We start from the raw sequence: 25445 nt of genomic DNA on the forward strand, positions 1-25445 counted from the left end.
TTACTTCGTTCCCCAGCTCGTCAGCTTGACCTCATCGATCCACGGCCGACCGGAGTGCGACAGCGCGGCGATGTCGGCGTCGACCATGATGCGGGCCAGCTCAGCGGTATCGACTTCGGCCTTCCAGCCGAGCTTGTCCTGGGCCTTGGACGCGTCGCCGACGAGGGCGTCGACCTCGGTGGGGCGCAGGTAGCGTTCGTCGAAGCGGACGTGCTCTTCCCAGTTCAAGCCGGCGTGGCTGAACGAGGTTTCCACGAAGTCACGCACCGTGAAGTTACCGCCGGTGGCCAGGACGAAGTCGTCCGGCTCGTCGGCCTGCAGCATCCGCCACATACCCTCAACGTATTCCGCGGCGTAGCCCCAGTCGCGGATCGAGTCCAGGTTGCCCAGGTAGACGTGATCCTGGGTGCCGGCCTTGATCGCCGCGACGGCACGGGTGATCTTGCGCGTCACGAACGTTTCACCACGGCGCGGGGACTCGTGGTTGAACAAGATCCCGTTCACGGCGAACATGTCGTACGCCTCCCGGTAGTTCTTCGTCACCCAGTACGAATACACCTTCGCGGCACCATACGGGGAACGCGGGTAGAACGGGGTGTCCTCGTTCTGCGGCGGCGGCGTCGCACCGAACATCTCCGAACTCGACGCCTGGTAGAACCGCGGGTGAATACCCGCCATCCGCACCGCTTCCAGCAAACGAATGGTGCCCATCCCGGTCGTGTCACCGGTGTGCTCAGGCTCATCGAAAGACACCCGCACGTGCGACTGCGCGGCCAGATTGTAGACCTCGTCCGGCTGAATCTCGGCCAGGAGCGTCACCAGACGGGACCCGTCGGAAAGGTCGCCGTAGTGCAGGAACAGCTTCGCCGACGGGTCATGCGGGTCCACGTAGAGGTGATCAATCCGCGAGGTGTTGAAGGTCGACGCGCGACGGATCAAGCCGTGCACCTCGTAACCCTTGGCGAGCAGAAGCTCGGCCAGGTAGGAACCATCCTGGCCAGTGATACCGGTAATGAACGCGCGCTTAGTCAATTGATCCCCCAGGGGTGTCGGGCAACAACAATCGGACATGACGTCCGTCGTCAATGCCGGGCTGTTTCGCTTCAAGGCTGAGCATATGGATTCGAATGCAGGGACGCAAACGGGGGGTACCCGAGTGTGTCATCGGCGAGTGCCGGCACGGGTCACAATCCTGTGTAGCCACCTTGCGAACTTGTCGATGGCCGCTCCCTCGCCCAGCACGTCCGTGCGGTAGCGGAACCCGTTTTCGCCCAAGCTGCGGGCAAGAACAGCGTCAGAACCGAGCGCAAGGGCGGCGTCTAGGAGCGCCTGCGGGTCGCCGGCCGAGACGATCCGGCCAGCGTTGGCTGCTTCGATCTCGCTGGCGGTGAGCCCATCGGGATCGGTAGCGCCGATGACGGGGCGGGCCGCGTTGAAGTAGGAGGTGAGCTTGCTGGGCACTGCCATCTCGGACACACCCGGCTTTTCATTGACGAGCAGCACGTCCGCTGACGCAAGCGCGTCTTGGAAGCCGGCATCGTCCAACGACCCGATGAACTGCAAGCGTGTGACGCTCGCGCCGAGGGCCTGGAGCTCGTCGCGTTGGCTGCCGTTGCCTAACAACACGAATCGCACCGGACGCTCCTGCTCGTCTGCAAGACCGGCCGCATGCACGACATTCTCGAGGCCCTGTTTTACGCCCATATTGCCCGCATGCAGCACGATGGTCTCACCGTCCGCCCAGCCGTGACGGGCCCTTGTGGCAACAACGTCAGTCGGCGCGGCAGGGTCGAGGTGTGTCCAGTTGCGCACAACTTCAATCCGCTCGGCGGCGACACCGAGCCGTCGGCTGAGATGCTCGCCGAATCTGTCGTGAATCACGACGACACCCGAAGCTGCCCTGAGGGTGGTCTTCTCCACCCACGTGATGAGCTTCGCAACCGGGCCAACGCCCATTCCGGTTTCGGTGATTCCGAGGCTGTAGATGTCTTGCACCCAGACATTCACGAGCGGCCGCGTTGGGCTCAGTCGCGCGCGTGCCATGGCGAGCGCCGTGGAAAACAGCGCGGGTGACACCATCACGATGACATCGGGGTTGCCCCAGCGGGCGAACACCAGGCGCAATCCGAAGGTGAGCTCCGAAACGAGCCGATTCAGGCCGCCGGGCTTGGCAGGTACGTAGTGCCGCAATCGGGTGACCGTTACCCCATCAATGACCTCAGTGCTCCTCCAGCGGCCGTAACCGTCGTGGATCTCCCATTCGGGGTAATGCGGGTGGGCAGTTAGCGCGCTCACCGCAACACCGCGCTCCGCCAATCCACGTGCTAAAGCGCTGGTGTACGGTGATATTCCGGTGGTCTCCGGCGCATAGTTGAGTCCGATAATGAGAACTCTTGGGGAGGATCCCTCGGACCCACTCGCCGTGGGCAGCGGGACGTCTAGACGCGTCACAATGGAGCTACTTCCTCTGTCGCAGGTCCGAGCACCGCGAAGTGTGCCAACCCAGCTTCATTTCTTCTCACGAGAATCCCCCCAAGTGGATCGATGTTCCCAATCGCTGCGCCCAATGTGGTCGCCCCCATCCGGGTGTCAATCACGGTGTGGAATCCCAGCCTAACCACGACAGCACCCCGGCCCCCAAATGCGGGGACGTCGACAGGGTAAATTGCGAGTTTCGGACACGTTACAATTCAGCACACACCCACCCGCGCGCCCTGGACGGGGTGCAGAGGCGAGACAATATGGGGACGGGCAATTTTGGGAGGACTCCATGGGATTCAGGGAACCGAATCAGCCAAGCAACGTGCGCGTAATCGACTTGGCTGACGCGCCAGGCGAGAAAACCGCATGGGACAGGCCGAAAGCACAGGTCTACCTTTGGGCGATCGTCGAACTGCTTCTCATCACCAACGCATGGCAAGTCAGTTCTACCCTGCGAATCCGCGCCCTTCGCCTTTTCGGCGCGGAGATCGGCGACGGAGTCATCTTCCGGCCCCGCACACGAGTGAAATTCCCGTGGAAGTTGCACATCGGCGACCGGGCCTGGATTGGTGAGGGCGTTTGGTTTCACAATCAGGACCACATCCACATCGGAAGCGATGTCGTTATTTCTCAAGAGACATTCCTCACCACTGGCACTCACGCCTACCGAAGGGACATGTCTCTACTCACCCGGCCGATTCTGATCGAATCTGGAGTTTGGATTACTTCACGCTGCATGGTCCTGGGCGGAGTCACCGTTGGGACCTCTGCTCTAGTCAAGCCGATGTCATTGGTCTCCGAAGATGTGGCCCCGAACACAATTGTTGGGGGAAATCCCGCACGTCCATTGGGTACGAGATTTCCCACCGCCGCCTAGCCTGTCCTGCCCCGTAGCGCGGCTGAGTGCGACTCCCGCTCTTCAGCGGAATTGAACCTGTGCTTTACGACCCTCGCTGGATTGCCGACGGCGATGCCGTATGACTCGACATCCTTTGTGACCACGGCTCCGGCGCCGATGATGGCTCCATCCCCGATTTGAACTCCGCCCAGAACGATGACTCCGCCGCCTATCCACACGTCGCGGCCAATCTGTACAGAGTCGAGCGGAATGTTCTCGCGATCGCCCACCCAAGTTGAAAAGGCCATGGGCATGCCAACTTGATCCGTGTCGTGATCCGCCCGCCCAACGATTTGCACGCCCCGGCCGATGAGGCAGTAGTCGCCTATCGTTCCGTCCACCTCGATCACCGAGCGTTGACCGAGCGACACATTGTCGCCGACAATCAGCCCGTGCAAAGAATTAATGGAACTACCGCGGCCCAACCTCAGATTGAGACCGTGTGTAACTTTGCCGTGCACGGCGATCCGCCTCATCACACCTCGCACTATTCGTTCCAGTGGCGCCGGGATTCTGCTTCGGTTCTCCGGAACCCTAATCATTGAATTCTCGGCCATCCGTCTGCCCCCAATCTTTGATCGTCATTGCGCAGGGCATGCTTTATACCCGACGCCATCGCCTCCGCAGAATATGCCTGACGGACAGAGTCTGCGAGTGCAGAACGCTCGGCTCCTGCCCCTTGTCTCGGGAATGAATCCAAGGTGCGCGCGAGCGACGCCGGGTCGTCTGTGTCGAAGAACGCCACCCCACCGAACCTTGCAAGTTCGATTTCAGGGGCGTGCGGTTCGTCCCGCGAAATTGCCATGGGCACTCCAAAACCCAGACTCTGTGTCAAACTCAACCCAACGTAGCCAGGGGAAACGGAACAAACGGCACCTGCATACAACGCCTGCAGTTCACTAACCTCCGCAACTTGCCCGAGGAAACTCACCTCGTCTTTGGATCCACCGAGAGAAGTCACTAGCTGTTGTAGCCTCACTAGCTCTTCCCCCTGTCCCGCGATGAGGAGTCTCGCACCGGACTTCCGGAGCTCACTCTGCAGGAAGCCCCGGATGAGTACCTCGACCTTCTTGTCCGCAACCAGCCGCCCGACATAAAGCACGTGGGAGTAGGAGTCGTTGGTACTAGATGCACCCATCTCGTTCGCCCGATATAGAGAGTTCGGAGCTACCCAGACCGGCGAATTTGGGAGTTCTGCGCGCGCGGGCAGGACGCTGTCGTAACCGTATAAGACCGTGCCTTGAGCCAGCCTCCTCATCAGCCGTCTCAGTGAAGCTGTTTTGCTCTCACCCCCCGCTCGCGGATGCAGATGGCCCCAAAGGAGAGTTCTCCTGCGGCCTACGCGACGGAGGATGAGAAGCACCCAGGCAGTCGCGCTCCTGGGGTTAAGGTCGAGAATCGTCGTCTGAGCGCGAAGGGCCGCACCCCAGTGTCCCGTTTGAATGAGCCCGCGTCCAGCGATAACTGTGTTCGTCACGAGTTGATAGAGAGAACTGTCTATGCCAGTTCGAATCGTCGGATCGATGTGTCTGGACCCCGCATAGAGGCCCACATTGAGGTTCTCCGTCTCTGCGAGGGACTCAATGCACTTCTGTCGGTAGAAGGGAAGCACCGCCAGGTATAGGACAAACGGCGGAGGACCCTGACTGCTAGTGGTCATAACGTTCCCTTTCGCGTAAGGATCTGTGAGATGCGCTGACTCCAGTCACGCTGGCACCGGAGTTACAAGAACTCCTGGACTCTGCTCTTCAAGACATGAAGTCGGCTCCTAGCCGCATCGACGTCCAGACTCAAAGTCTGCTTCCGCGCTTGGAAGCCGCTCGCCAGGAGTGTTTCCAAGACAGGCGCGGACGAACCTACCGACGGTACCGAAACCAATTGAATCCAGGGTGAGAGAGTAGTGGGGAGCTTGTCGGCGGATGGTTCGACGACGGCGACTGGGAACGCTCCATGCTGAATTCCCAGAATCAGCGCGTGAAGCCTATTGCTGATCACGATGTCTGCTTCGGCGTAGGCAGCTCGAATCGTATCGAACTGGTCAAGGTGGGACTTTGAGCCCCAGAGAATGGCGTCGAGCCCGAACTCGTATGCGAGCTCACTGTGCTGATTGTCGTCTCGTTTAACCTGGGTAACGAACTTCACGTCGTAGCCAGCGCCCTTGAGGACCTCAACCGCAGTCTTGACCATTTCGCGGTCGACTTTTCTGTCCCCGCGGAGCGATATCAGTGCCAACCCCTTTCGTGCACTTGCGAACCCAGAATGGGCAAAGGCCAAGTCCGGTTGCATTTCCAGGGCGCTTCCTAGCGCCGATGACGATGCATTGTCCCGCACGGTATATATGGCGAACTTGTTCACCAGGGCTCGTTCGATTGCTTTCGCGAGACGGCCCGATCCTCTCAACGCTCGTCCGACCGCGATCGCATGCCCGCCAGAGAGCCTTACCAACGTCACGTTTGCAAAATTGGCGAGAGTTTTAGCTAGTATTTTGGGCTGGGTGCCGAGAAGTTGTGGCCCGGGCGCGAAGGCAATGGAAGCACGTCGCGCCAAGATAGCCCTTAGCAGCAGGACCTGGAACTTAATCGGCGAACGAACCACCCGCACGTTCGACGAGAATGCGAAAGCGTCAATGTAGGACTGAGGCATGGTACCGACGAAAACGGTGACTGACCGTTCTCCTTCTGACACCCAATCAACGAGAGTCTGACGAATTTCGATGTCGCCCAGGTTGTCCCACTGGGCACTGACACTGCAGAAAAGAATGCGGCGACGCATTGGCTCACTTTCAACTTCGGCTTGTCTCATTGGTTCGGTTCCTTGCGAGCGATGAAGATCGTCACACGGCTCAGGAGTAGGACCGCCTGCACGACAAAGGCCAACGCGAGCGCCCAAGCTGCGCCGTAGGCCCCGCTAAAGGACGCGCCTAGGGCGCATCCAACCAGGCACACGATTGTCATCACCAGGGACGTCTTGGCAACAAAGTGTTTTAGGCCGACTCCCTGGAGCAAAGCTCCCAGCAGGGAAGCCGCTGCTGCAAAGACAAGGCCGGAAGTTGCGATCTGAATTGCTGGAACCGCACCTTTGTAGGCCTCGCCCAGGGCAAAAGGAACGAAGTACGGTACAGCGAAAGCGATGGCTACGTACAAAAGCGCCAGACCTGCCAAGCATGCAACCACAAGTTTGACCAAGCCAAAAAGGTTCGAGTGGTTACGCCGAGAGGCCTGGGGCAGAAGTACAGTTGCGAGGGACGTGGGGAGTATGCGTAGTGGACCCGTTATGCGGCTTGCGGCAGCGTAGAACCCCGCCTGATGCGCACCGGCGAAAAAGGTGACGACGGTGACATCGAGATTCCGGGCCTGCGTTGCGACAGAATTCATCCAATACGGCCACGTCTGTATCAAGAGTTCGCGAACGGAGATTCGAACTGAAGGAGCCAAGCGCCGCACGACGAATGAGTGCGCGAATATCGAGGATCCGACCGCCGATACTGCTGACGCAACTGAAAAAGCGAGGATCGGCGGCATGCCTGCAGTCCACATGCCGACAAAGAGCGCAAGGGCACTGGCACGTCGCATGACCAAGTTGCCCGTATTCACCCGTGCATCACCATCTGCAAGAATTACGCCTAGCCAGACGTCGGCATTGCGTTCGCTGGCCACCCATATAGCCAGAGGGAGAATCTCCCAAAACCGGGAGTCTCCAGCCAAGGCCAGAACAATAAGGCAGCTAGCTGTAATTGCCGCGAGCACAAGCGACAACCCGTTGTTCACTTTGAGAGCCGGCGCGATAAAACCACTGTCGCGGTGCCGCGAACGTTCCCTCACCACATAGGTAGAGATGCCTAAATCGAACACAGTTTGAGCTAACGTGGCGACGCCCAGAACCGCCGAGAACATTCCGAAGTCTTCGGGTGCTAGCGCTCGCGCTAGGAGCACGAACGTTAGGGCTTGGATCAACGCAGCCGCTATCCGGCCAGCCGCGACCCAAACAAACTGCGAGATCATGGTGATTCCGTTCAGAGTCGTTGGCGGTCGATTTTGCGCTTTGTGCTGCTCACTCAACCTTTGTTCCTACGTCCAGCCGTACGGCACTGGCATGTGGTGTCCTCACGCCTTGTGTGACTGGCGGGCTGCTACCCGCAGCGGCCAGACGCCGAACGGCCCAGTCCACGATGAGTAGCACTATCCAACACTGAGCAGCTATCCAGAGCTGGGAAATGGGGTTTCCACGAACGATGACGGTAGCGAACCCGGCGAGAAGGAGCAGTAATCCTGTCATCTTCCCCTGGGATGCCCAGAGCCGGGATTCGAAGCCAGCGCAGAGCAGCCCCAGAACAAGCATGCCAATGACGACACCCGGGAATGCGAGATCGTAATAGAGGGTGCCGACAACGCTTGGGACTGGGCAAACTGCCTGCGCGCAGGTTCCCCCGAACGCTTGCAGCAGCAATTCGTTGCTCCAAGTCTGAAAAGGCAGAATGTTAGCCGGAATTGGAGCCAGAAGCGCTTCCCCCAGAGTTCCACGGCCGAACCCATACGGTAGCGAATCTCCCAGCCGTGGCGCGAGGTAGGCCACATAATTGAACATCTCCGTGTCATATGACAAAAAGAAGCTATTGAGAACTCCTTGAATACCTTCGGAACTGAAGTACTCACCCATTGCCCCAACAAGACTTGTGTCGCCCGTTCTGGATCCGGCGCTTCTGACGAACGGGAATATCGCCAAAGCGATAAATGCGGCTGCCGCTCCAATCAACCATCTCAATCTCAGGGTTCTCGTCCACCCTGGCCCGCAAGCCCCGAGCAACGCGGCGACGATTGAGGGAATCAGAAACCGGCGCGTCCCCAAAGCTGACGGGGGGATGATGCAAAGGGCAACTACGATCCAGTAGACCGCGGATTGGCGCGCGGTGTACGGAATGAACCGTTCGAACCGAAACCGAGTAAGTGCCACAACGAGTGCCGCGATGACAGGCAGGGCAGGCACGAGCGCGGGAACGTTAAGAAGCGTCTCCCCGGCGGCCTGCGAGCGCCCGGCAAATAGGACTGCGATGTAGGCGACTCCGCCTCCCAGCACGATCATCGCGATAATCCAGATTCCGAGTACGCTCACCGCTGCAATAGCTGAGACAGCCGGCAACAAGCGCGGCTGCGGCTTTTCGAATTCCGATGGTTGATTCAAACGATTCGGGTTTGTTCTTGCCACGCCGGCGCGTTGACGACCCATTATCGCCCCAAATAGATTGCCCGCGGCGAGGCACACTACTGCCACGAACCCGATAATCGCAGCGTCCTCAAACCCGGAAACCACGTCAAACCCGTAGAAATCGTAGGTCGAGGTAGACAGCATCAATAGCGGTCTGGCACCGAAGATGGCTACCAACATCAGCATCGATACCGAGAATGGCGACACAAGTCGTCCTTGGCGAAAGCGGGTTGTTAGCAGCCAGGCGGTCAGCCCGACAAACACTGTCAGCGTCGGCCAGAATGTGAGACTCTCAGACATCTCCCACCTTGGCAGCCACTAGTACGCTCCTTCGCGACTTAGAACTGTCTTAACAGTTCGCCAAAGGATCCCGACGTCGCCGACAATTGACCAGTTTTCAACGTAGTAGAGGTCCAGCCGCACGGTGTCCTCCCACGAAAGGTTTGAACGACCGCTGACTTGCCATAGGCCAGTTATCCCTGGTTTGACAAGGAACCTCCTATGAACGTGATGCTCGTATTCAGAAACTTCGCGTTCCAGTGGGGGGCGAGGACCGACCAGAGACATAGAGCCACCGAGGACGTTGAATAGCTGGGGTAGCTCATCGAGGCTAAACCGACGCAGGAATTTGCCGATCGGAGTGACGCGAGGATCGTCTTTCATTTTGAACATGACCGAGTTCCCCTCGGATTGTTCCTGCAGTGTCGACAACTGGGCCTCGGCGCCCGTATTCATAGAACGGAATTTCAGCATCTTGAAATGATTGCCGTTGATGCCCACACGGTTCTGACGAAATAGAACCGGTCCGGGGGTGCTAAGGCGTATTGCCACCGCGATTGCTGCCAGCAAAGGCGAAAGAAAGAAGACTAAAAGCGCACTGCCCAAAAGATCGAACCCTCGCTTAGCGTAGAGCTTGATTCCCTCGTAGCGCGGAGTCTCTACGTGGATGAGGGGCAGTCCGGCAACCGGCCTTGTGTGAATGCGCGGTCCGCCGATGTCTGTGAGGCTGGGAGCCACGACTAGGTGCTGACGACCTGGCTCGAGTCCCCAACTCAGCTCTCGCATTCGTTGTGGAGGGAGTTCGTCGCTACTGCTGACCACAACCGTGTCCGCGCCGACGGTCGCCATGGCTTCCTGCACCCTGTCAATGTCCACGAACACAGGAATGCTCGAATCCGGCAGTGAGTAGGTTCCAGAATCACCGGGGATACATGCGCCGACGACCATGTACCCCGCCTCGGGGTGGCGGGCGAGTTCACGCGCCAGGTGCTCCGCAGAGGCACGCGAGCCAACGAGAAGAACCCTAGAAGAAAACTCTCCGTCGAGCCGTTTCGCGCCCAACCAAAGCCGCCATATCCACCGCGAAAACACAAGAACGGCCAGCCCAAGCGGGAATGCGATGAGAATGTAACCCCGAGCGAACTCGATCTGGAAAAGAAACGAAACGATTGCTACGAGTCCGAACAGCCGGAAGGTACCGTCGGCCACCATCCGATACTCCTGTGTACCAGTGCCGAGCACCCTGTATCCACGACTGCCGAAGATGCCGAGCATGAGCATCCAGGCCGTAATGATGGCAACGGAAATCGCCGTGTAGCTGACTGCCACCTCAGTGAGGTTGCCCCCAAAACGCACGTCTGCAGCGGCGACACCGAACCAGAGAATTTGAACACCGAAAACAACCCAAACGAGAACTAGAAGGTCGGTCAGCACTAACCGAGATGCGTAGATATCACGCCAGTTGCGGCCCTCAGACCGAGCGTTAACGGAAACCTCGCCCGTTGTCGTCTTGCTCATGTTCCCCCGCGTGACACGTGGCTACTGCCACGATATTCCCTGGTCGATGGATCGCTTGACGGTGTCGCCGGCCCACACCCACAAGGAACCGGTTGCTTCCGAAATAGCTACATTGCCATGCATGGTCTCCGCTGGTATGGCCACCGGGAGACAGCCTGTTGGGGTCGCTATGAGCGGTTCCACCGACAGGTAGGTCAGCTGCACTCCCGCACATTCCGGGAGACCGACCGTTGCTATAACGTACCCCATTGTGGTTACGGCCAGATTAACTGCGCCCGGGACCTGCACCGGACTACTCCAGGTTGCCGCAGCGTCTTCGGTAGTGAATATCTGGGCATCGCTACAGAGAACCGCGGCGCCGTCTTCAACGTCAGAGCGCGGTGCCAAAGCGACGACCGACGTGCACGGAGCCACTACGGCATTGCCAGGCGTGTGGATGACGGAACGATCCGCCGGATCGACGTACCACTCACCAATGAGCTGGTCCGGATAGTCGGAGAAATCGCTGCCGGCGACGAAAGACTTGACAAATTGCGGGACGCAGCCATCGGCTGAGAGACCAATCATTTCAACCAACGAGCTAGAGACGACGTCCAGGGTCTGCAGGGCTGTGACCCGAACGTCGCTTGTGGCATCCCTACTCTGCCACGTAGCACCCGAATCAGTAGAAAGTTCAGGAGCAGCGGCAGCAGTCGGGCACTCCCCCGTTATGGCTCGCCACGCGGTGGTACCGTCCAAAGCAGAGAGCAGACGAGTCGAGGGAATCACGACGGTCGCTGGCACAGACGAGGTCGGCGTGTTTGTTGTCTGGCTGGGCGTGAAGGTCGGAAGGGGCCTCGGGGACGAGGACGGCGCGCCTCCATCTCCCGCTCCCAGAGCCCAACCAACCAGAATTACGTCAGCAACAAGGAAGGCCGTGACACCTAGGTACATCCAGACGCCACGACGTGACGAATCTCTGGGCCTGCTGCGGGGTGGGCGGGGCATGGTCTAGCTGCGGCCGACCGCTGCGACGAAGGCACTGGTGATGGTCGTGACTGATGCGTTGAGAACATCACCAACGCGCGCATACACGTCGACAGACTGTCGATAAGGGTCTTCGATGTCGTCGTCGTCGGGGTGGGCAGGAGGTGGGGAGTAGCCTCGCGTGGTGGAGACCTCGGCCAATAGGGCGCGGAGAGTTTCGGCTGTATCTGGCCGCCGAGTCTCGTCAGTCTCTAGTTGCTGATACTGCGCACCCGGTTCGAGGACTGCAGGTAGCAGACGGGCCAGCTGGTTGAGGGTGTAAGTGTAGCGGGAGGCCCTGGGGTGGAGCGAGACGACAGCACTCCGGTGGTCTCGGGTTGCGGTAAGAACCAAGTCGGAGTCGGCTATGTGCTGTTCGGTGAGTTGCTGGGACCGGTGCCCACTCTGCTCGGCACCGTAGCGCTGCGCGAGCTGGGCCGCCTCGGGGGTCATACCGTACCCGACCATGGACTGGGTACCGGCGCTAACAATTAGTGCCGGAATTCCGGCAGCCTCGAGTTGCGCGTGCAGAAGCCGCTCAGCCACCGGCGATCGGCAGATGTTTCCGGTGCAGACCACGAGCACCTTGAATATTGCGGGGCTCTGCACGTTCACTCCTTTGCCTTTTTGATCCTGGCACGCTTGGCCTGCTGGGCGCGCTCACGGCGCGTGGGCTCGTCAGTTGTGACCTCATCGCCATAGCCGTACCCGTAGCCGTAGCCGTAGCGGTTGTAACCATAAGCATCGGGGCCCTTCGTCGGCAGCATCGTGAGAACCAGGCCTGAGATGGGAGCGCCAACATTTGTGAGCGACGAGATTGCGCCCTTTAGCTGGTTCTTCTGGGTACGACCCGCAGCAACCACGATGATGGCGCCTCCTACGTTCTTAGCCAGAATCGCCGCGTCGGTGACTGGCAGAAGCGGAGGCGTGTCATAGATAACCACATCAAACATGCGGTTGAACTCACCGATGAAATGGGTCATTCGCGCCGACCCAAGCAACTCGCTCGGATTGGGCGGTACCTGGCCAGCGGGCAAGACGAAGAGCTGAGCTCGACCCCACGGCTGAATGACGTCGTCAAGTTCAGCTCGACCGATCAGCACATCCGTCAGACCGACGGCTCCCTCAACACCCATGTAGTCCGCGACTTTAGGGCGGCGCAGATCGGCGTCTATGAGCAGAACTCTGGACCCGGCGTCTGCCAAGGCGATGGCCAAATTTGCTCCAGTGGTGCTCTTGCCTTCACTCTCGATTGACGAGGTGATTACGAAGCTGCGGTCGGTGCGACCTACGTCGAGAAACTGCAGATTCGTTCGCAGGGTGCGGAACGACTCGGCCCTGGGACTGCGCGGGTCGACGTGCACGATAAGCGGGCGGTCCTGCGCTTTGGGGTCGAAGACGATGCCTCCAAGGATCGCGACGTCCGTGACGCCCTCCACGTCGTGTTCATTGCGGATACGTGTCTCCAGGGTTTCCCGAAGAATGGCAAGCCCTAGGCCTACTGCAAGTCCGACCAACCCGCCCAGGGCGACGTTGAGGGGAACATTGGGACTAACCGGCGCCGATGGCACAGTTGCTTCCTGGGCACGCGTGAGCTTGACCGGTGAGATTGCGTCACTGGCTTCGGGAGTTTCGATCTCCTCAACTACTGCAGTGAGGCTCTGGGAGATTGCGTTCGCCGTATCGGCTGCGCGAACGGGGTCCGTGTCGGTGACCGTGATGTCAATTATCGACGTATCGAGTGGAGCCGCGGCGGCCACTCGCTCCGCAAGCTCGTCCGCGGGGATACCGAGCTCAAGGGTGCCGATCACCGGCAGGAGCACGATGGGCGTCGTCGCCAGGTCGGAGTAGGTCTTTACCCTCTGGACTGTAAACGTGTTGCCCTGCGCCAGCTCGCTCGTCGTTCCCCCCGACTGCGTGGAAACGAAGACCTTTGCCGTTGCGCTGTATTTGGGTGTCTGCACAAGGGAGAATGCCGCGGCGGCACCGACTCCGACGAGGGTGAGTAGAACGATCAGCACCCAGCTCTTGCGGAGGATACGAATGTAGTCGCGAAGTTCCACTCAGCGGCCTTTCCTTGGTGCTTTGCCATGTTGGTGCGAGGCCGGAATACTTCACCCCCCTGTTATGGTGCCACACCTGAGCCGCTGTCCATCCACCGATGGACGCGAACCGCAACCCCACGAACCACTAGTTTGGGCTTCATGACTCCATCAATCCACCGTGAATCCCGCCCGCGCTTCGGGGTGGAGATCGCCGCGTTGGGCGTGGTCGCGGCTGTTCTGCTGGTGGTGGGGCTGAATAGCCTGTTCTCCCGAGGCATCGTTCTCGATCAGCAGCTGGGTACATTGCTCAGCTACCTTGTGGCGTGGGTGCCGCTTCTCGGCGCCGTGTTAATTTTCTGTTTCGGGTTCGGCACGCGATCGTTGGTGCGTGACATCGGACTGCTTTTCCGTCCGCTCGACGTGCTGTGGGGGCTCACTGTGGGTGTCGTCGCCCGGGTACTGGCCACGATCGTGGAGATCGCCGGGTATGGGCGGATGGGGTCGGCGGGCGCGACTCTGGGTGAGCCTGTGCGCGATCTGTGGTGGCTTTTCGTGGTGCTTCTGGCCCCCGTGGTCCTGTCCCCCTTTATAGAGGAGATGTTCTTTCGCGGGTTGGTGCTCCGGTCAGTGCGGGGCGCGGCATCCGGCCGGGCTGTTTCGCCTGCGGTCGCTGCGGGTACCGCCGTGGTGGTGAGCGCGGCGGTCTTTGCGCTGGTGCATGTGATCGACACTGGATCGGTGACCGCGACAGTGGTGATCGGGGTGTCCACGTTCCTGTTCGGCCTCGGCGCGGGGGCGCTGACCGTGATGACCGGCCGGCTGGGCGGGGCGATTGTGGCCCATGTCACCTTCAACGCGCTCGTGGTGGTGCCGGCGCTGCTCGGCTGAGTGCGCCCTAGGGGGTACGCAGGGCTCCTTCGGGGCCGACGGACAGGATGCGGGGGGTGCCGGACTCGATCACAAGGGTGGCCACATCCGCCCGGCCGGCCGGCAGCAGGCGTACGGTGACGCGGCCGTGCTCGATGCTGTCGAGCACGTCGGCGACGGTGCGGGCGAGGGTGTCGAGTTGCTCGGGCGGGGTGTCGGCGCTGTCGTCGAGCACGGTGACCTCCACGCCGCGCTGCCGGGCCGCCTGGACGGCGTCGATGACCGGGGGCAGGAACAGGGCGCGGCCGCGGATGGCGTCCCGCAGGCTGGCCTCGACGAGGAGGCACTGGGCGCGCTCGGCGGCGGTGAGGGCGTGCGGCTCGGCCAGGCGTAGCAGGGTGGGCCGGGCGAGGGCGTTGACCCGGCGGAGCTGGGCCTTGCGTTCCCGGATGGCCGCGACGGTGGTGGCGTCTTGGCGGGCGCGGTCGAGGTCGAGTTGGTTGAGCACCTGGAGGTGGCGTTCGGTGCGGCTGAGCCCCACCACGAAGAGGGTGCCGGCGAGCAGGGTTCCGGCGTGCCGGCTGACCAGTTCGACGCCGAGCAGGCCGGACTGGCCGGTCGCGACGGCCCAGGCCACGGCCAGCAGGGTGAGCACCGCGTAGCCGACCCAGGCGGACCGGATCTGGCCTCGGGCTGCGAGCACCACCAGGATCAGGGTGATCGCACCGAGGTGCCAGTGCGCGAACGGCACGCCGTTGTGGGCGGGCAGGTAGACGAACATGAGCACGGCACCCACCCCGCTGAGGGCGAGGGCCAGCGCTACCTGGGCGCGCGGGAAAGGCTGGGACATCGGGCGCATCAGGGTGATGCCGGAGAACACGATGGCGAGCAGCGCGCCGAACATGAGCGCGAGGGGGCGGCCGGGAACGATGTCGATGAGAGCGAGGAGGCCGTGAACGAGGACGAACAGGGCCAGGATGAGCCTGGCCATGGGGGTGGTGAGGTCGAGGGTGCGGGCCAGGGCGGCGGGGTTGGTTTCGGGCGGGGTCTCGACAGGCTCGACCAGCGGGGTGGAGTCGGGCTGCGGGACGGGCTCGGGGCGGCGTTCGGTGGCCCGACGGTCGTGGCGGCGGGTCTCGACAAGTTCGACCCGCGGGTTCGGCTTGACCAGCGGGTTCGGCTCGACCAGCGGAGACGGCTCGGTGGCGTCGAGGGACCGGCGGTCGGGGGCCCAGGCTACGACTACGTCGGTGCCGCGGCCGGGGGCGGAGCGCACGTGGGCGGCGCAGTCGGGCAGCCGAGCCATGCGGCCCAGGATGGACTCCGCAATGCCGAGGCGCTCCGGCGGCACCCCGGCGGGGTCGAAGCCCACTCCGTCATCACTGATGGTCACTTGGAATCCGTCGGTGGTGGAGAGGATGGCGACCGCGCGGTGCACCGTGCGGATCGGGTCGTGCCCGGCGGCGGACGCGACGGAGTTGCGCAGGGCTTCGCCGACAGCACCGAGGATGGCTGCCACCGCCGCCGACGGCACGGTGCGCTCGATGTTGGCGTCCTGGCCGGCGCGAGACGGGTTGTCGACCCGCACCGCGGCATCCGGAGCGATCTGCTGAACCAGCCGGCCGATGCGGCGGGCGGCCTCGGAGACCAACACCACCGGCTCCACCGGCGGGGTGCGCAGCGCGTCGAGCTGGTGGAGGGTTTTCGACGCGTGCTCGGAGACCACCTCTGGCGGGGTGCGGTCCAGGCCCGCCATCAGGAGGGTGGAGATGACGCTGTCGTGTACGAGCGCGTCGATGGTCAACCGCTCCTGCCGGCCGGCCACCTGCGCGGCCCGGTGCGCTTCGGCCTGCCGGGTGAGGAGGGCGGCGTTGTCGACGCGGGTCGCGGACCGGCGGGCGGCGAGGGTGAAGGCGACGAACACGCTCACCAGCAGCAGGGAGTAGAGCCCGTCGGCGAGGCCGACGAGGGCCGGGTGGGCCTCGGCCGAGGTGCGGAACCGCACGATCCCGCTGAGGGTGCAGGCCAGCAGCGTGAACCCCCAGGCCACGCTCACGCGGGCAAAGATGGCCACGGCCACACAGGGCACCCCGGTGAAGGTGATCACCCAGGGGATGTCGGCGCCGGCGGGCATCGGTTCGGCGGTGAGGAGGAACCGGAGACCCAGAATCAGGACGAAGCAGAGCGCCATCGCGGCGACGATGCCCTGCAACATGCGCCGAGTGGCCCACCGCACGCTGACGCCGAGAGCGACGGGCAGCCCGAACGACACCGCGAAGCCGATCGCGGCCGCCGGCGCGCTCGGGTTGCCGGCCTGGGCCAGGAACGGGGGGATCGCCAGGATGCCGAAGATGCCGGCCGCGGCGGCCACGGCGATGCAGACGAGTCGGGTGAGGTTGGCGGTGGCGGTGTGGGTGGGGATGGCTGCGGGGTCGACTGGCGGGGTCTCGACAGGCTCGACCAGCGAATTGGGGGCGGTCTCGACACGCTCGACCAGCGGATTGGGGGAGGTCTCGACAGGCTCGACCAACGGAGAGGGCTCGACCGGCGGAAGGGCGACGGCGAGCGGGTGGGGGTCGGGGGTGGTCATGAGCGGCCGGGAACGGGCAGGATGCCGTCTTCCAGGGCGCGCTTGTACAGGTCGATCTTGGTGTTCGCGGGGCGGCCGACGCGTTCGTACTTGGAGCGCACCCGACGGATGTAGTCCACCACGGTGAGCTCGGACAGCCCGGTGTGCGAGGCCACCAGCGGCGCCTTGGCGCCGGCGGCGTAGAGCGAGAGCACCTCGCGTTCGCGCGGGCTCAGGCCGGCGTCGGAGAGGTCGGGGTCGCCATCCAGCGCCGCCGCCCACTCGGTGGACGCGATGGTGTCGCCGGCCGCAGCGCGGGTGACCGCGTCGAGCAGCACGCCGGTGGGTTCGGATTTGCGCACCACACCGAGCACCCCGCTGCGGGCGGCGGCGCGCATGAGCTGCGCGTCGTCGCCGCCGGTGAACGCGAGCACGGCCGCGCCGGTGGCCCGCAGCCGGTCGACGTTGCCGGTGACGGTGGAGCCGTCGGCCAGACGCAGGTCGAGGATCACCAGGTCGATGTGGGTCTCCCCCACCTGGTTGAGCAGTTCGGTGACCGTGGCGACGGTGGCCACCACCTCGATCTCGGGGAGGGTGGCGAACAGGCTGGCGAAGCCGCGCACCACGATCTCATGGTCGTCGATCAGCGCGACCCGGTACCGGTTCATTGTGTGCCTCTCGTGCCGACCTGAAAACGGGTGCCCCTATAAGTAACGGCTTTTGCGTGCGAGGCCGCGTGCTTAGGGTAGTGAAGGGGAACGAGCCGGGGGGCTCGCTGGGGCGCTCTCGATGGGATGATTCGCATTCTGCGCATCCGCATCGGTTGAGCGCCCCGGCACCTGGCCCTCGTCGTGGCTCACCGGTTCGCGGCGGCGGTTGTTGAGCACGCCGTGGCTCTCCTCGAGGTAGCAGGAGCCGCAGAGCGACTCGTAGGTGACCTCGACGCCGTCGATGGCCACCTGGTCGCCGTCGAAGACGAAGACCCCGTCGACCTTGCGCCCGTTGAACACGGCCTTGCGGCCGCACCGGCAGATGGTCTTGAGCTCTTCGAGGCTGTGCGAGACCTCGAGCAGCCGACGGCTGCCCGGGAATGCGACGGTCTGGAAGTCGGTGCGGATGCCGTAGGCCAGCACCGGGATGTTCTCGATGATCGCGATGCGCAGCAGGTCGTCGACCTGGGTTTCGGTGAGGAACTGGGCCTCGTCGACGAGCAGGGCAGAGACGTCGACACCGGTGGTGCCGATGGCATCTTGCCGGTGTTGCTGGAACAGGGCGTACGCATCCGTCTCGGGTGTGAGCAGGAAGTCGACGCCGCGGGTGACGCCCAGCCGGGAGAGGATGCCGCGGTCGCCCTTGGTGTCGATCGACGGTTTGGCCAGCAACACCTGGTGGCCGCGCTCCTCATAGTTGTAGGCAGCTTGGAGCATCGAGGTGCTCTTGCCGCTGTTCATCGCCCCGTATCGGAAATACAGTTTCGCCATAACCGCCGGTACCGCCCTTTTGTACGTTGAGGTTTCAGCGTACTTGGCGGGGCGCTTTCTGCGCGCGCACCCCTGCGGGGGTGGCCGGGGTGGCCGGTGCCTGTGGGGCAGCGGATGCGTCGTTCGGGTCGCGGACGCTGTCGTACTCGATCGTGAGCGAGGGCCGCCTCACGGTGACCCGCACGTTGTCGAAGACCACCCGGATGACGCCCAGGTAGGGGCGGAGCAGGGCTTTTACTTTGCGCGGCGGCAGGTCGAGGGCGGCCTGGATGGTGATGGTGTCCAGCTGGGCCGGTGCCGGGGCGGCGGGCGCGGGCTTGGCCGCGGACGACCGGGGCAGGCGGGGCACGGATGCGGTGTCCTGGGCCGTGGTGGGCAGTGGTTGCGCCGGTCTGGCCTTGCTCGGGGCGGGCTTGACCGGCGGGGCGGTGCCGGTGATCTGCACGACGAGGCTGTGCGGGTCGAAGCCGGGCGCAGCGCAGAGGGCACCGATCAGGGCGGCGGTGGCGGCGCGCTGGTCGGCGCGGAACGCGGTGGCGCGGTGCTCGGGGTCGGCCACGACGAGCAGCCCGGGGGTGCCGCGCTCGGTCAGGGCCGCGCGTTCCCGGGTGGCCACGGTGTCCAGCCAGGTGCGGTCGATCTCGGCGACCAGGGTGCGGCGCACATCGGCGGCGAGCTGGCCGGCCTGGGCGATGTCCAGGGCGGTGACGGTGCCGCGTTCGAGGAGGTCGGCGAGGAACGGGATGACGCCGGATTTCAGGGCGGCGACCTGCTGCTCCACCACGGCCCGGGCCATCTGGCCGCGGGCTTCCTCGGTGCGGGCGACGATGGCGCGGCGGGCATCCGTCTGCCAGGCCAGGATGGAGCGCACGATACGGCGGGAGTACGCGGCGCCGGCGGCGGTGGGGGCGAGGATCTGGGTGGCCGAGACGATCGCGTACACGGCGACGGGCACGGTGACCTCGAACGAGTCGGCCTGCGGCAGGGTGACCGCGACCGCGACGACGCTGGCGACGGCGCCGGAGAGGGCGATCTGCCGCCAGGGCCGATAGGGGGCCAGCGCCAGGAGCAGGAAACCGATGCAGACCGGGCCGAAGTCGTCTTGCACGAGCAGGTTGGAGCCCCAACGGCTGAACTGTTCGAAGAGGTAGCCGGCGAGGGCCAGGGCGGCCATGACCAGGTGCATGCGGCCGTTGAACGGGGCGTTGGCCGGTTGGGCGGCGATCACCAGGGTGCCGGCGGCGGCGCCCATGGCGAGTACGGCGAGGGTGGCGAAGAGCGGGTTCTGGATTTGGCTCTGTTGCAGGACCGTGGCGATCACCGAGTAGCAGAGCACGATCGAGGCGATGAGGGGCGCCAGCGGCCAGGCGGCGAGGGTGCCCAGCGGGTCGAGGCGCTGCTGGGTGGAGCGGCGGCGGGTCACGGGGTGGGCCCGTCGGTGGGGGTGGGGGTGTTCGCGGGGGTGGGGGCATTCGCGGGTTGCCCTGCTGCGGACGAGGTGCTCCGGCGTGCAGGGGCAACTCGTCCGGAGGGGGGCAAGTCGGAGGAGTTCGCGGGGATGACCGGAGTGGGGGCATCCGTTTCTGCGGCCTCGGCGGCTTCTTCTGCGGCCGCGGCCGCGATGGTGCTCGCCACGACGGGCGGGGCGGGCAGGGTGAGCAGCACCGAGGTGCCAGCGCCGGGCCGGGACCAGATCTGCACGGAGCCGCCGAGCCGTTCGATGCGTTTGCGCACCGACTGGCGCAGGCCCAGCCGGTCGCTGCCGGTTTCGGCCTCCATGAAGCCGCGGCCGGCGTCGAGCACCATCACCGAGACGTTCTGGTCGTCGGCGTCGATGACCACCTCGGCGGTGACGATACCGGCGTGCAGCAGCACGTTCACCAGGCATTGCTGCACCGCCAGGCCCAGCTCCCGGTCGCTCTGCGGGTCGAGCCGGGCGAGGGACTCCTTGTCGCCGGTGATGTCCACGACCAGGCCGCGGTCACGCATGCGGTCGATGGCGCGGAACACGGCGCTGGACAGCCATCCGTCATTGCCGGCGGACGTGGCGGTGCGTTCGTCGACGTGGGTGAGCCAGTCACGGTCGGCGAGGGTCTGCAGGGTCTCGCGGAGGCCCGCCTCGAGGCCGCGGGTCATGGGGCCGGGTTTGGCTCGGGCCACCGAAACCAGCTGGTTGAGGGTGGTGTCGTGCATGAGGGCGATGGCGCGAACGTCGAAGTCGTGGCGCAGGATGCGGGACTCGTCGTCTTGCACGGCGCGGTGGATGGCGGGCTGGGCGGTGCGTCCGGTGCGGCGGGCGAGGCCGTCGAGCAGCATCACGCCGACCAGGAACAGGTAGGTGACGATGGTGAACACGTCGGGGCGGTCGGGCACCGGGGTTTGCGACACGGCGAGGGTGGCGGCGACCTCGGCGAGGAGGAAACCGACCGTGCTCCACAGCACGCCGATCAGCGCGCCGGAGCCGGCGCCGCCGACCATGATCAGGGCCATTTTGGGCAGCGAGATGAGGAACATGTCCGAGGAGGGGAAGACGCCGGGCATGCCCAGCACCGCGCTGGTGAACAGGTAGGTGCACACGGCGCCGAGCAGCAGGTAGGCGATGGTGAGCGGCACGGTGCGCCAGCGGGCGAGCAGGGCCAGCAGCGCGCCCATGCCGAGGATCGCGGCGACGGTGACCTGCAGCCGGTCGGTGGGCGGGAACACGCTCAGCGCCAGCACCGAGAGCAGGGCGCCGGCCAGGCAGATGAGGCCGAACCAGTGCGACGCACGGGCGAGGGCACGACTCAGCGTGGCCTTGACCAGGTGGTCGGGTAGACCTAGTGACATTGCGCCCTCTCTGTCCGTGACGGCTCCGCGTTTGATTATCTCAGGAGTGCGGGTGAGGTCCGTTGATCGAACGGGTTGTTCCGTCGATCGCGCCTGTCGGGATCCGGGGAGCCGTCGCGCAGGCGCATCCGCTCGCCGGTTGAGCCTGTCTGGGCACTACGCGGGGTAGGCGCCGCTATGCGCCAGGCGCGCCACCCGCGTAGCGGCGCCTGACCCGCATACCTCGAGTGGAGCCGCGGATGCCATGCACCTCGGCCGGGAAGCACGGGCCACGGAGAGAGTGCGCGGCAGATGGCAGCGTTCGGGTACGCATCCGCGTTGGGGAGTTATGCGGGGTAGGCGCCGCTACGCGCCAGGCGTGCCACCCGCATAACGGCGCCTGACCCGCGCAGCTCGGGCGGGACCGTGGCTGGCGGGGCGGGGTGCCGCTCGGGTGGCCGGCGCATCAGCGGGCGATCGCGCCGTCGGCCAGGTGCACTGTTCGATCGGCGGAGGAGAGCACCTCGGGGTCGTGGGACACGCAGACCACGGCCACGCCGCTCTCGGCTTCTGCGCGCATGATCTGGCGGATCCGCTGGGCACTGTCGCTGTCCAGGCCGGTCGTGGGCTCGTCGAGGAGGAGGACTGCGGCGGCGCGGGCGAGTCCCTGCGCCAGCAGGGTGCGCTGGCGTTGTCCGCCGGAGAGGGTGGCGAAGGGCAGCCTGGCGAGATCCTGGATCTGCAGCCGTTCGAGGGCGTCGTCGATGGCGGTGCGGGCGGCAGCGTCGAGCCGGCGCCAGCGGCCGAGCCGGCCCCACACGCCCACCGTCACCACGTCGCGCACCGTCACCGGCAGGCGGTCCGTCTCGGCGGTGCGTTGCGGCACGAGGGCCACGGCGCCCGTCACGGAGCGGGTTCCCTCCGTCGGCGGACGGGTGCCGGCGAGAACCTCCAGCAGGGTGGTCTTGCCCGCGCCATTTGGGCCGGCCAGCACGGTGAGGCATCCCGGCAGCACATCGAGGTCGATACCCCGGAGGGCGTCGCGACCGGCGAAGTCGACCGTCACCCCACGGAGGCTGGCCGCGGGGGCGGTGTCACGGGTCTGGCTCACCCGCACAGTCTACACAGTTGAGAAGCGTTCTCATTTAGAGTACGGTCAACCACCATGCCCTCCCCCACCGCTGCACTTCTCGAGCCGTTCACGCTCGACTTCTTTCAGCGCGCCCTCGTCGGCGGCGGTCTCGTCGCGATCCTGTGCGGGGTGGTCGGCACGTGGGTTGTCATCCGCGGCATGGCCTTTCTCGGCGAGGCACTGGCCCACGGGATGCTGCCCGGCGTGGCCCTGGCCACCCTCCTCGGCATCCCCGTGCTGGTGGGTGGCGCGGCGAGCGCCGTGGCCATGAGCCTGGGCATCGGGATGCTGCAACGCCGCGGCAGATTGTCGTACGACACGAGCATCGGGATGCTGTTCGTCTCGATGCTCGCACTCGGCGTGGTCATCATCTCCCACTCCGGCAGCTTCGCCACCGATGCCACCTCGATCCTGTTCGGCGACATCCTCGCCATCGCACCCGCCGATCTGGTCTTCCTGGCGATCGCCGCCGGGGTCGGTCTGGTCGTCGCCGCCGCCGCGCACCGCCCGCTGGTCGCTCTGGCGCTGGATGCCCGGGTCGCCGCCACCCTCGGACTGGGTCCCAGATCGGCGCAGGCCGCCCTGGTGGGGTTGGTCTCGCTTGCCGTCGTCGCCTCCTACCAGGCCGTCGGCTCCCTCCTCGTTGTCGGGTTGCTGCTCGCCCCCGCGGTGGCCGCGGCCCACTGGACCACCCGCATCCCCACCCGGATGGCGCTCGCCGCGGTGCTGGGCATCGCCGCGGTGCTCATCGGCCTGCTCGTGTCGTGGTTCGCCGCCACCGCGGCGGGCGCCTCGGTCGCCGTGACCGCGATCGGGATCGCCTGTCTGTCGTGGATGCTGCACACGGCCGTCATCGGGTGGCGATCGACCCCGTCGAGGATGGCCTGCGCCCGAGCGACCACGTCGAGAGACACCACGGCCCGATCGACCAGGACGAGGCTCACCACAGCCCGATGACCCCCGCGTCGCCCGGCACTAAGCCCGCCCGTCACATCCGCCAACTCGCCTATCACCCCGACCCGTGTCCCGAAAGGACTCCGTGCGCTCTCGCCTCACCCCGTTCGCCCTCGCCGGCGTACTCACCCTCACGGCCTGCTCCGGCGCTCCGGCACCGGCTGCCGACACCGACTCGACCGCCGACGGCCACGGCAGCGTGGCGGGCGCCGTAGAGCTAGCCGAGCCGCGGCTCGGCCTCACGACGATCGACCAGAGCGGCGCGATCTCACACCTGGACCTGCTCGATGAGAGTGTCAGTGATCTCGGCACCGTGGGCGAGCCGACCGCGCTGAGCACCGACGGACGGTACCTGTTCGCCCAGACGCCCGCCGGCGTGGAGATCGTCGACAGCGGTGTCTGGACCTGGGACCACGTCGACCACTTCCACTACTACCAGGCCGACCCCCGCATACTGGGCACCGTCGCGGGGGCGGGCGTGGCCACGATCGCCACGACGAATCTGTCCACCACGGGCAGCACCGGGATGTTCTTTGCCGAGTCCGGCGAGGCCGTTCTGGTTGACACCGAGGCGCTGTCCAAGGGCGAGATCACCGAGAGGTTCCGGCTGAGCACCGCCCCGGGCGCCGGCCTGGTTGTGCCCGTGGGCTCCTTCGCGCTCGTCGCCGACGGCGCCGCGGCATCCGTTCTGGGCTACACCGCGGACGGCGAGCCGACCGGGCTGGACGAACCCTGCGTGCAGCCGGCCGGGACCGTCACCACCCGGGTGGGCGCGGTGATCGGATGCGCGGACGGCGCGCTGCTCGCCTCGGTGCAGGACGACGAGCTCACCGTCGAAAGGATCCCCTACCCGGTCGACGCGCCGGCGGCGACGTCGTTCCACAACCGGGAGGGCCGGCCAACCGTTGCCGCCCTGGCCGGCACCGAGGGCATCTGGCTGCTCGACACCCGCGCACGAGCATGGACACTCCTGGCCGCTCCCGCCCCGCTCGTGCAGGTGACCGCCGTCGACGACGCCGACCAGCACCTCCTGGCCCTCACCGCTGACGGCCGCCTGCTTGTGCTGAACGGCGCGGATGGGTCGACGATCGCCGAGACGGCACCGCTCGTGGCGGATTCCCTGGCTGCCGGCGAGACCCCCGTTCTGATCGCCGACCAGCAACGCGCCTACCTCAGCGCCCCGACCGAGCGACTGCTCTACGAGATCGACTTCGCCGACGGCGCCCGGCTGGCCCGCACCTTCGACTCGACAACCGAACCCGCCTTCGTGGCAGAGACGGGACGCTGACCGTGAGACGAACCCGTGCGGCGCTCGCAGCGCTCGCCCTGACCGCGGTCTGCATGCTGACCGGGTGCAGCCCCGCCGCCGACGATCGCCCTGTTGTCATCGTCTCCACCAACATCCTCGGCGACGTGGTGGGCGAGCTTGTCGGCGACCAGGCGGAGGTGGTGACGCTGATGAAGCCCAATGCCGATCCGCACTCGTTCGAGATCTCCGCCCAGGCGGCGGCCCGCCTGCGTTCGGCCGACCTCGTCGTCTCCAACGGGCTGGGCCTGGAGGAGGGACTCCAGCAGCACCTGGACGCGGCCTCGGCTGCCGGTGTGCGCCTGTTCGTCGCCGGGGACGCCATCGACGTGTTGGATTACCGGGCGGGCGACGCCGCCGGCATGCCCGACTCGCATTTCTGGACCGATCCTGGCCGGATGCTCGATGTCGTCGACGCTCTCGAACCGGTCCTCGGCGCCCTGCCCGGTGTCGACCCGGCCGAGGTGACCACACATACCGGCGAGTATCGCGCCGAGCTGGAACGACTCGACGACGAGATGACGGACGCCTTCGCCGGCATCCCGGCGGAGCGGCGCGCGCTCGTGACCAACCACCACGTGTTCGGCTACCTCGCCCAACGCTTCGACTTCGACGTTGTCGGGGCCGTCATTCCCGGTGGCACGACCCTCGCCGCGCCCTCCGCCTCCGACCTGGCCGACCTCGTCACCGCCGTGGAGGAGACGGGGGTGCCCACGATCTTCGCGGAGTCCTCCTCGCCCGATCGCCTCGTGCAGGCCCTCGCCAGCGAGGCCGACGTGCACGTGCGGGTGGTCGAGCTGTTCACCGAGTCCCTGACCGATCCGGCGGGCGGCGCACCCGATTACCTCACCATGATGCGCGTCAACACCGAGCGCATCACCACCGGGCTCTCCTCGTGAGCGC

Annotated in this window: 22 protein-coding genes; 5 read left to right on the forward strand and 17 right to left on the reverse strand. The window is 65.0% G+C overall.

Annotation, left to right across the window (positions count from 1 at the left end):
* Nucleotides 1-1032, reverse strand: a complete 1032-nt coding sequence (gene gmd, locus E3T61_RS20325; RefSeq protein WP_134642658.1) for a GDP-mannose 4,6-dehydratase — start codon at nt 1030-1032, stop codon at nt 1-3.
* A gap of 129 nt (nt 1033-1161) precedes the next feature.
* Nucleotides 1162-2451 (reverse strand): glycosyltransferase, encoded by a 1290-nt coding sequence (locus tag E3T61_RS20330; RefSeq protein ID WP_255455719.1) that lies wholly within the window; start codon nt 2449-2451, stop codon nt 1162-1164.
* Between the two features lie 352 nt (nt 2452-2803).
* Here E3T61_RS20330 and E3T61_RS20335 point away from each other — a divergent pair, with 352 nt between their 5' ends.
* Nucleotides 2804-3358 (forward strand): LbetaH domain-containing protein, encoded by a 555-nt coding sequence (locus E3T61_RS20335; protein WP_338145551.1) that lies wholly within the window; start codon nt 2804-2806, stop codon nt 3356-3358.
* Here the strand turns inward: E3T61_RS20335 and E3T61_RS20340 are convergent.
* From E3T61_RS20340 to E3T61_RS20380, 9 genes are all read right to left on the reverse strand, one after another.
* Complete coding sequence (locus E3T61_RS20340) at nt 3355-3855, reverse strand: DapH/DapD/GlmU-related protein (protein WP_194114252.1); 501 nt, start codon at nt 3853-3855, stop codon at nt 3355-3357. The genes E3T61_RS20335 and E3T61_RS20340 overlap by 4 nt on opposite strands.
* Nucleotides 3856-3917: 62 nt before the next feature.
* Nucleotides 3918-5039: a glycosyltransferase gene (locus E3T61_RS20345; RefSeq protein ID WP_134642661.1), complete on the reverse strand. Its 1122-nt coding sequence runs from the start codon at nt 5037-5039 to the stop codon at nt 3918-3920.
* A gap of 62 nt (nt 5040-5101) precedes the next feature.
* A complete protein-coding gene (locus tag E3T61_RS20350) occupies nt 5102-6181 on the reverse strand; it encodes a polysaccharide pyruvyl transferase family protein (protein ID WP_134642662.1) in 1080 nt (359 codons plus the stop codon).
* A complete protein-coding gene (locus E3T61_RS20355; RefSeq protein ID WP_134642663.1) occupies nt 6178-7437 on the reverse strand; it encodes an oligosaccharide flippase family protein in 1260 nt (419 codons plus the stop codon). Before E3T61_RS20355 ends, E3T61_RS20350 begins: the two co-directional genes overlap by 4 nt.
* Nucleotides 7430-8881 carry an O-antigen polymerase gene (locus E3T61_RS20360; protein ID WP_134642664.1) on the reverse strand — a complete coding sequence of 484 codons (1452 nt, stop codon included), beginning with the start codon at nt 8879-8881 and terminating at the stop codon, nt 7430-7432. Before E3T61_RS20360 ends, E3T61_RS20355 begins: the two co-directional genes overlap by 8 nt.
* Before the next feature lie 18 nt (nt 8882-8899).
* On the reverse strand, nt 8900-10378 hold the full coding sequence (locus E3T61_RS20365) for a sugar transferase (RefSeq protein ID WP_134642665.1): 1479 nt from the start codon (nt 10376-10378) through the stop codon (nt 8900-8902).
* 21 nt (nt 10379-10399) lie between these two features.
* Entirely contained in the window at nt 10400-10954 is a 555-nt protein-coding gene (locus E3T61_RS20370; RefSeq protein ID WP_134642666.1) for a hypothetical protein, read from the reverse strand.
* A gap of 414 nt (nt 10955-11368) precedes the next feature.
* A complete protein-coding gene (locus E3T61_RS20375) occupies nt 11369-11992 on the reverse strand; it encodes an arsenate reductase/protein-tyrosine-phosphatase family protein (protein WP_166793338.1) in 624 nt (207 codons plus the stop codon).
* A gap of 2 nt (nt 11993-11994) precedes the next feature.
* Complete coding sequence (locus E3T61_RS20380; protein ID WP_134642668.1) at nt 11995-13446, reverse strand: tyrosine-protein kinase domain-containing protein; 1452 nt, start codon at nt 13444-13446, stop codon at nt 11995-11997.
* Nucleotides 13447-13587: 141 nt separating this feature from the next.
* Here E3T61_RS20380 and E3T61_RS20385 point away from each other — a divergent pair, with 141 nt between their 5' ends.
* Complete coding sequence (locus E3T61_RS20385; RefSeq protein WP_166793339.1) at nt 13588-14316, forward strand: CPBP family intramembrane glutamic endopeptidase; 729 nt, start codon at nt 13588-13590, stop codon at nt 14314-14316.
* Nucleotides 14317-14323: 7 nt separating this feature from the next.
* On the opposite strand, the gene E3T61_RS20390 is transcribed toward E3T61_RS20385, so the two are convergent.
* The 6 genes from E3T61_RS20390 to aztA form a co-directional block, all read right to left on the reverse strand.
* On the reverse strand, nt 14324-16885 hold the full coding sequence (locus E3T61_RS20390) for an ATP-binding protein (RefSeq protein ID WP_134642670.1): 2562 nt from the start codon (nt 16883-16885) through the stop codon (nt 14324-14326).
* On the reverse strand, nt 16882-17532 hold the full coding sequence (locus E3T61_RS20395; protein WP_134642671.1) for a response regulator transcription factor: 651 nt from the start codon (nt 17530-17532) through the stop codon (nt 16882-16884). The genes E3T61_RS20390 and E3T61_RS20395 overlap by 4 nt, the downstream gene beginning before the upstream one ends.
* Nucleotides 17533-17604: 72 nt before the next feature.
* The gene (locus E3T61_RS20400) at nt 17605-18345 is read right to left on the reverse strand and encodes a thymidine kinase (RefSeq protein WP_134642672.1); all 741 of its coding nucleotides are present in this window, start codon (nt 18343-18345) and stop codon (nt 17605-17607) included.
* A 34-nt stretch (nt 18346-18379) separates the two neighbouring features.
* Nucleotides 18380-19768, reverse strand: a complete 1389-nt coding sequence (locus tag E3T61_RS20405; RefSeq protein WP_134642673.1) for a hypothetical protein — start codon at nt 19766-19768, stop codon at nt 18380-18382.
* Nucleotides 19765-21171 (reverse strand): sensor histidine kinase, encoded by a 1407-nt coding sequence (locus E3T61_RS20410; RefSeq protein ID WP_134642674.1) that lies wholly within the window; start codon nt 21169-21171, stop codon nt 19765-19767. The genes E3T61_RS20405 and E3T61_RS20410 overlap by 4 nt, the downstream gene beginning before the upstream one ends.
* A 445-nt stretch (nt 21172-21616) precedes the next feature.
* Nucleotides 21617-22261 (reverse strand): zinc ABC transporter ATP-binding protein AztA, encoded by a 645-nt coding sequence (gene aztA / locus E3T61_RS20415; RefSeq protein WP_134642675.1) that lies wholly within the window; start codon nt 22259-22261, stop codon nt 21617-21619.
* A gap of 54 nt (nt 22262-22315) precedes the next feature.
* Here aztA and aztB point away from each other — a divergent pair, with 54 nt between their 5' ends.
* The 3 genes from aztB (at nt 22316) to aztC (ending at nt 25441) form a co-directional block, all read left to right on the forward strand.
* Nucleotides 22316-23239, forward strand: coding sequence for a zinc ABC transporter permease AztB (gene aztB, locus E3T61_RS20420; protein WP_134642676.1), 924 nt, complete (start codon nt 22316-22318; stop codon nt 23237-23239).
* Nucleotides 23240-23303: 64 nt separating this feature from the next.
* Complete coding sequence (locus tag E3T61_RS20425; protein ID WP_241992720.1) at nt 23304-24524, forward strand: ABC transporter; 1221 nt, start codon at nt 23304-23306, stop codon at nt 24522-24524.
* Between the two features lie 53 nt (nt 24525-24577).
* Entirely contained in the window at nt 24578-25441 is an 864-nt protein-coding gene (gene aztC / locus E3T61_RS20430) for a zinc ABC transporter substrate-binding protein AztC (protein WP_134642696.1), read from the forward strand.
* Nucleotides 25442-25445: the final 4 nt, after the last annotated feature.

Source organism: Cryobacterium lactosi (assembly GCF_004403945.1).
Classification (GTDB): Bacteria; Actinomycetota; Actinomycetes; order Actinomycetales; family Microbacteriaceae; genus Cryobacterium; species Cryobacterium lactosi.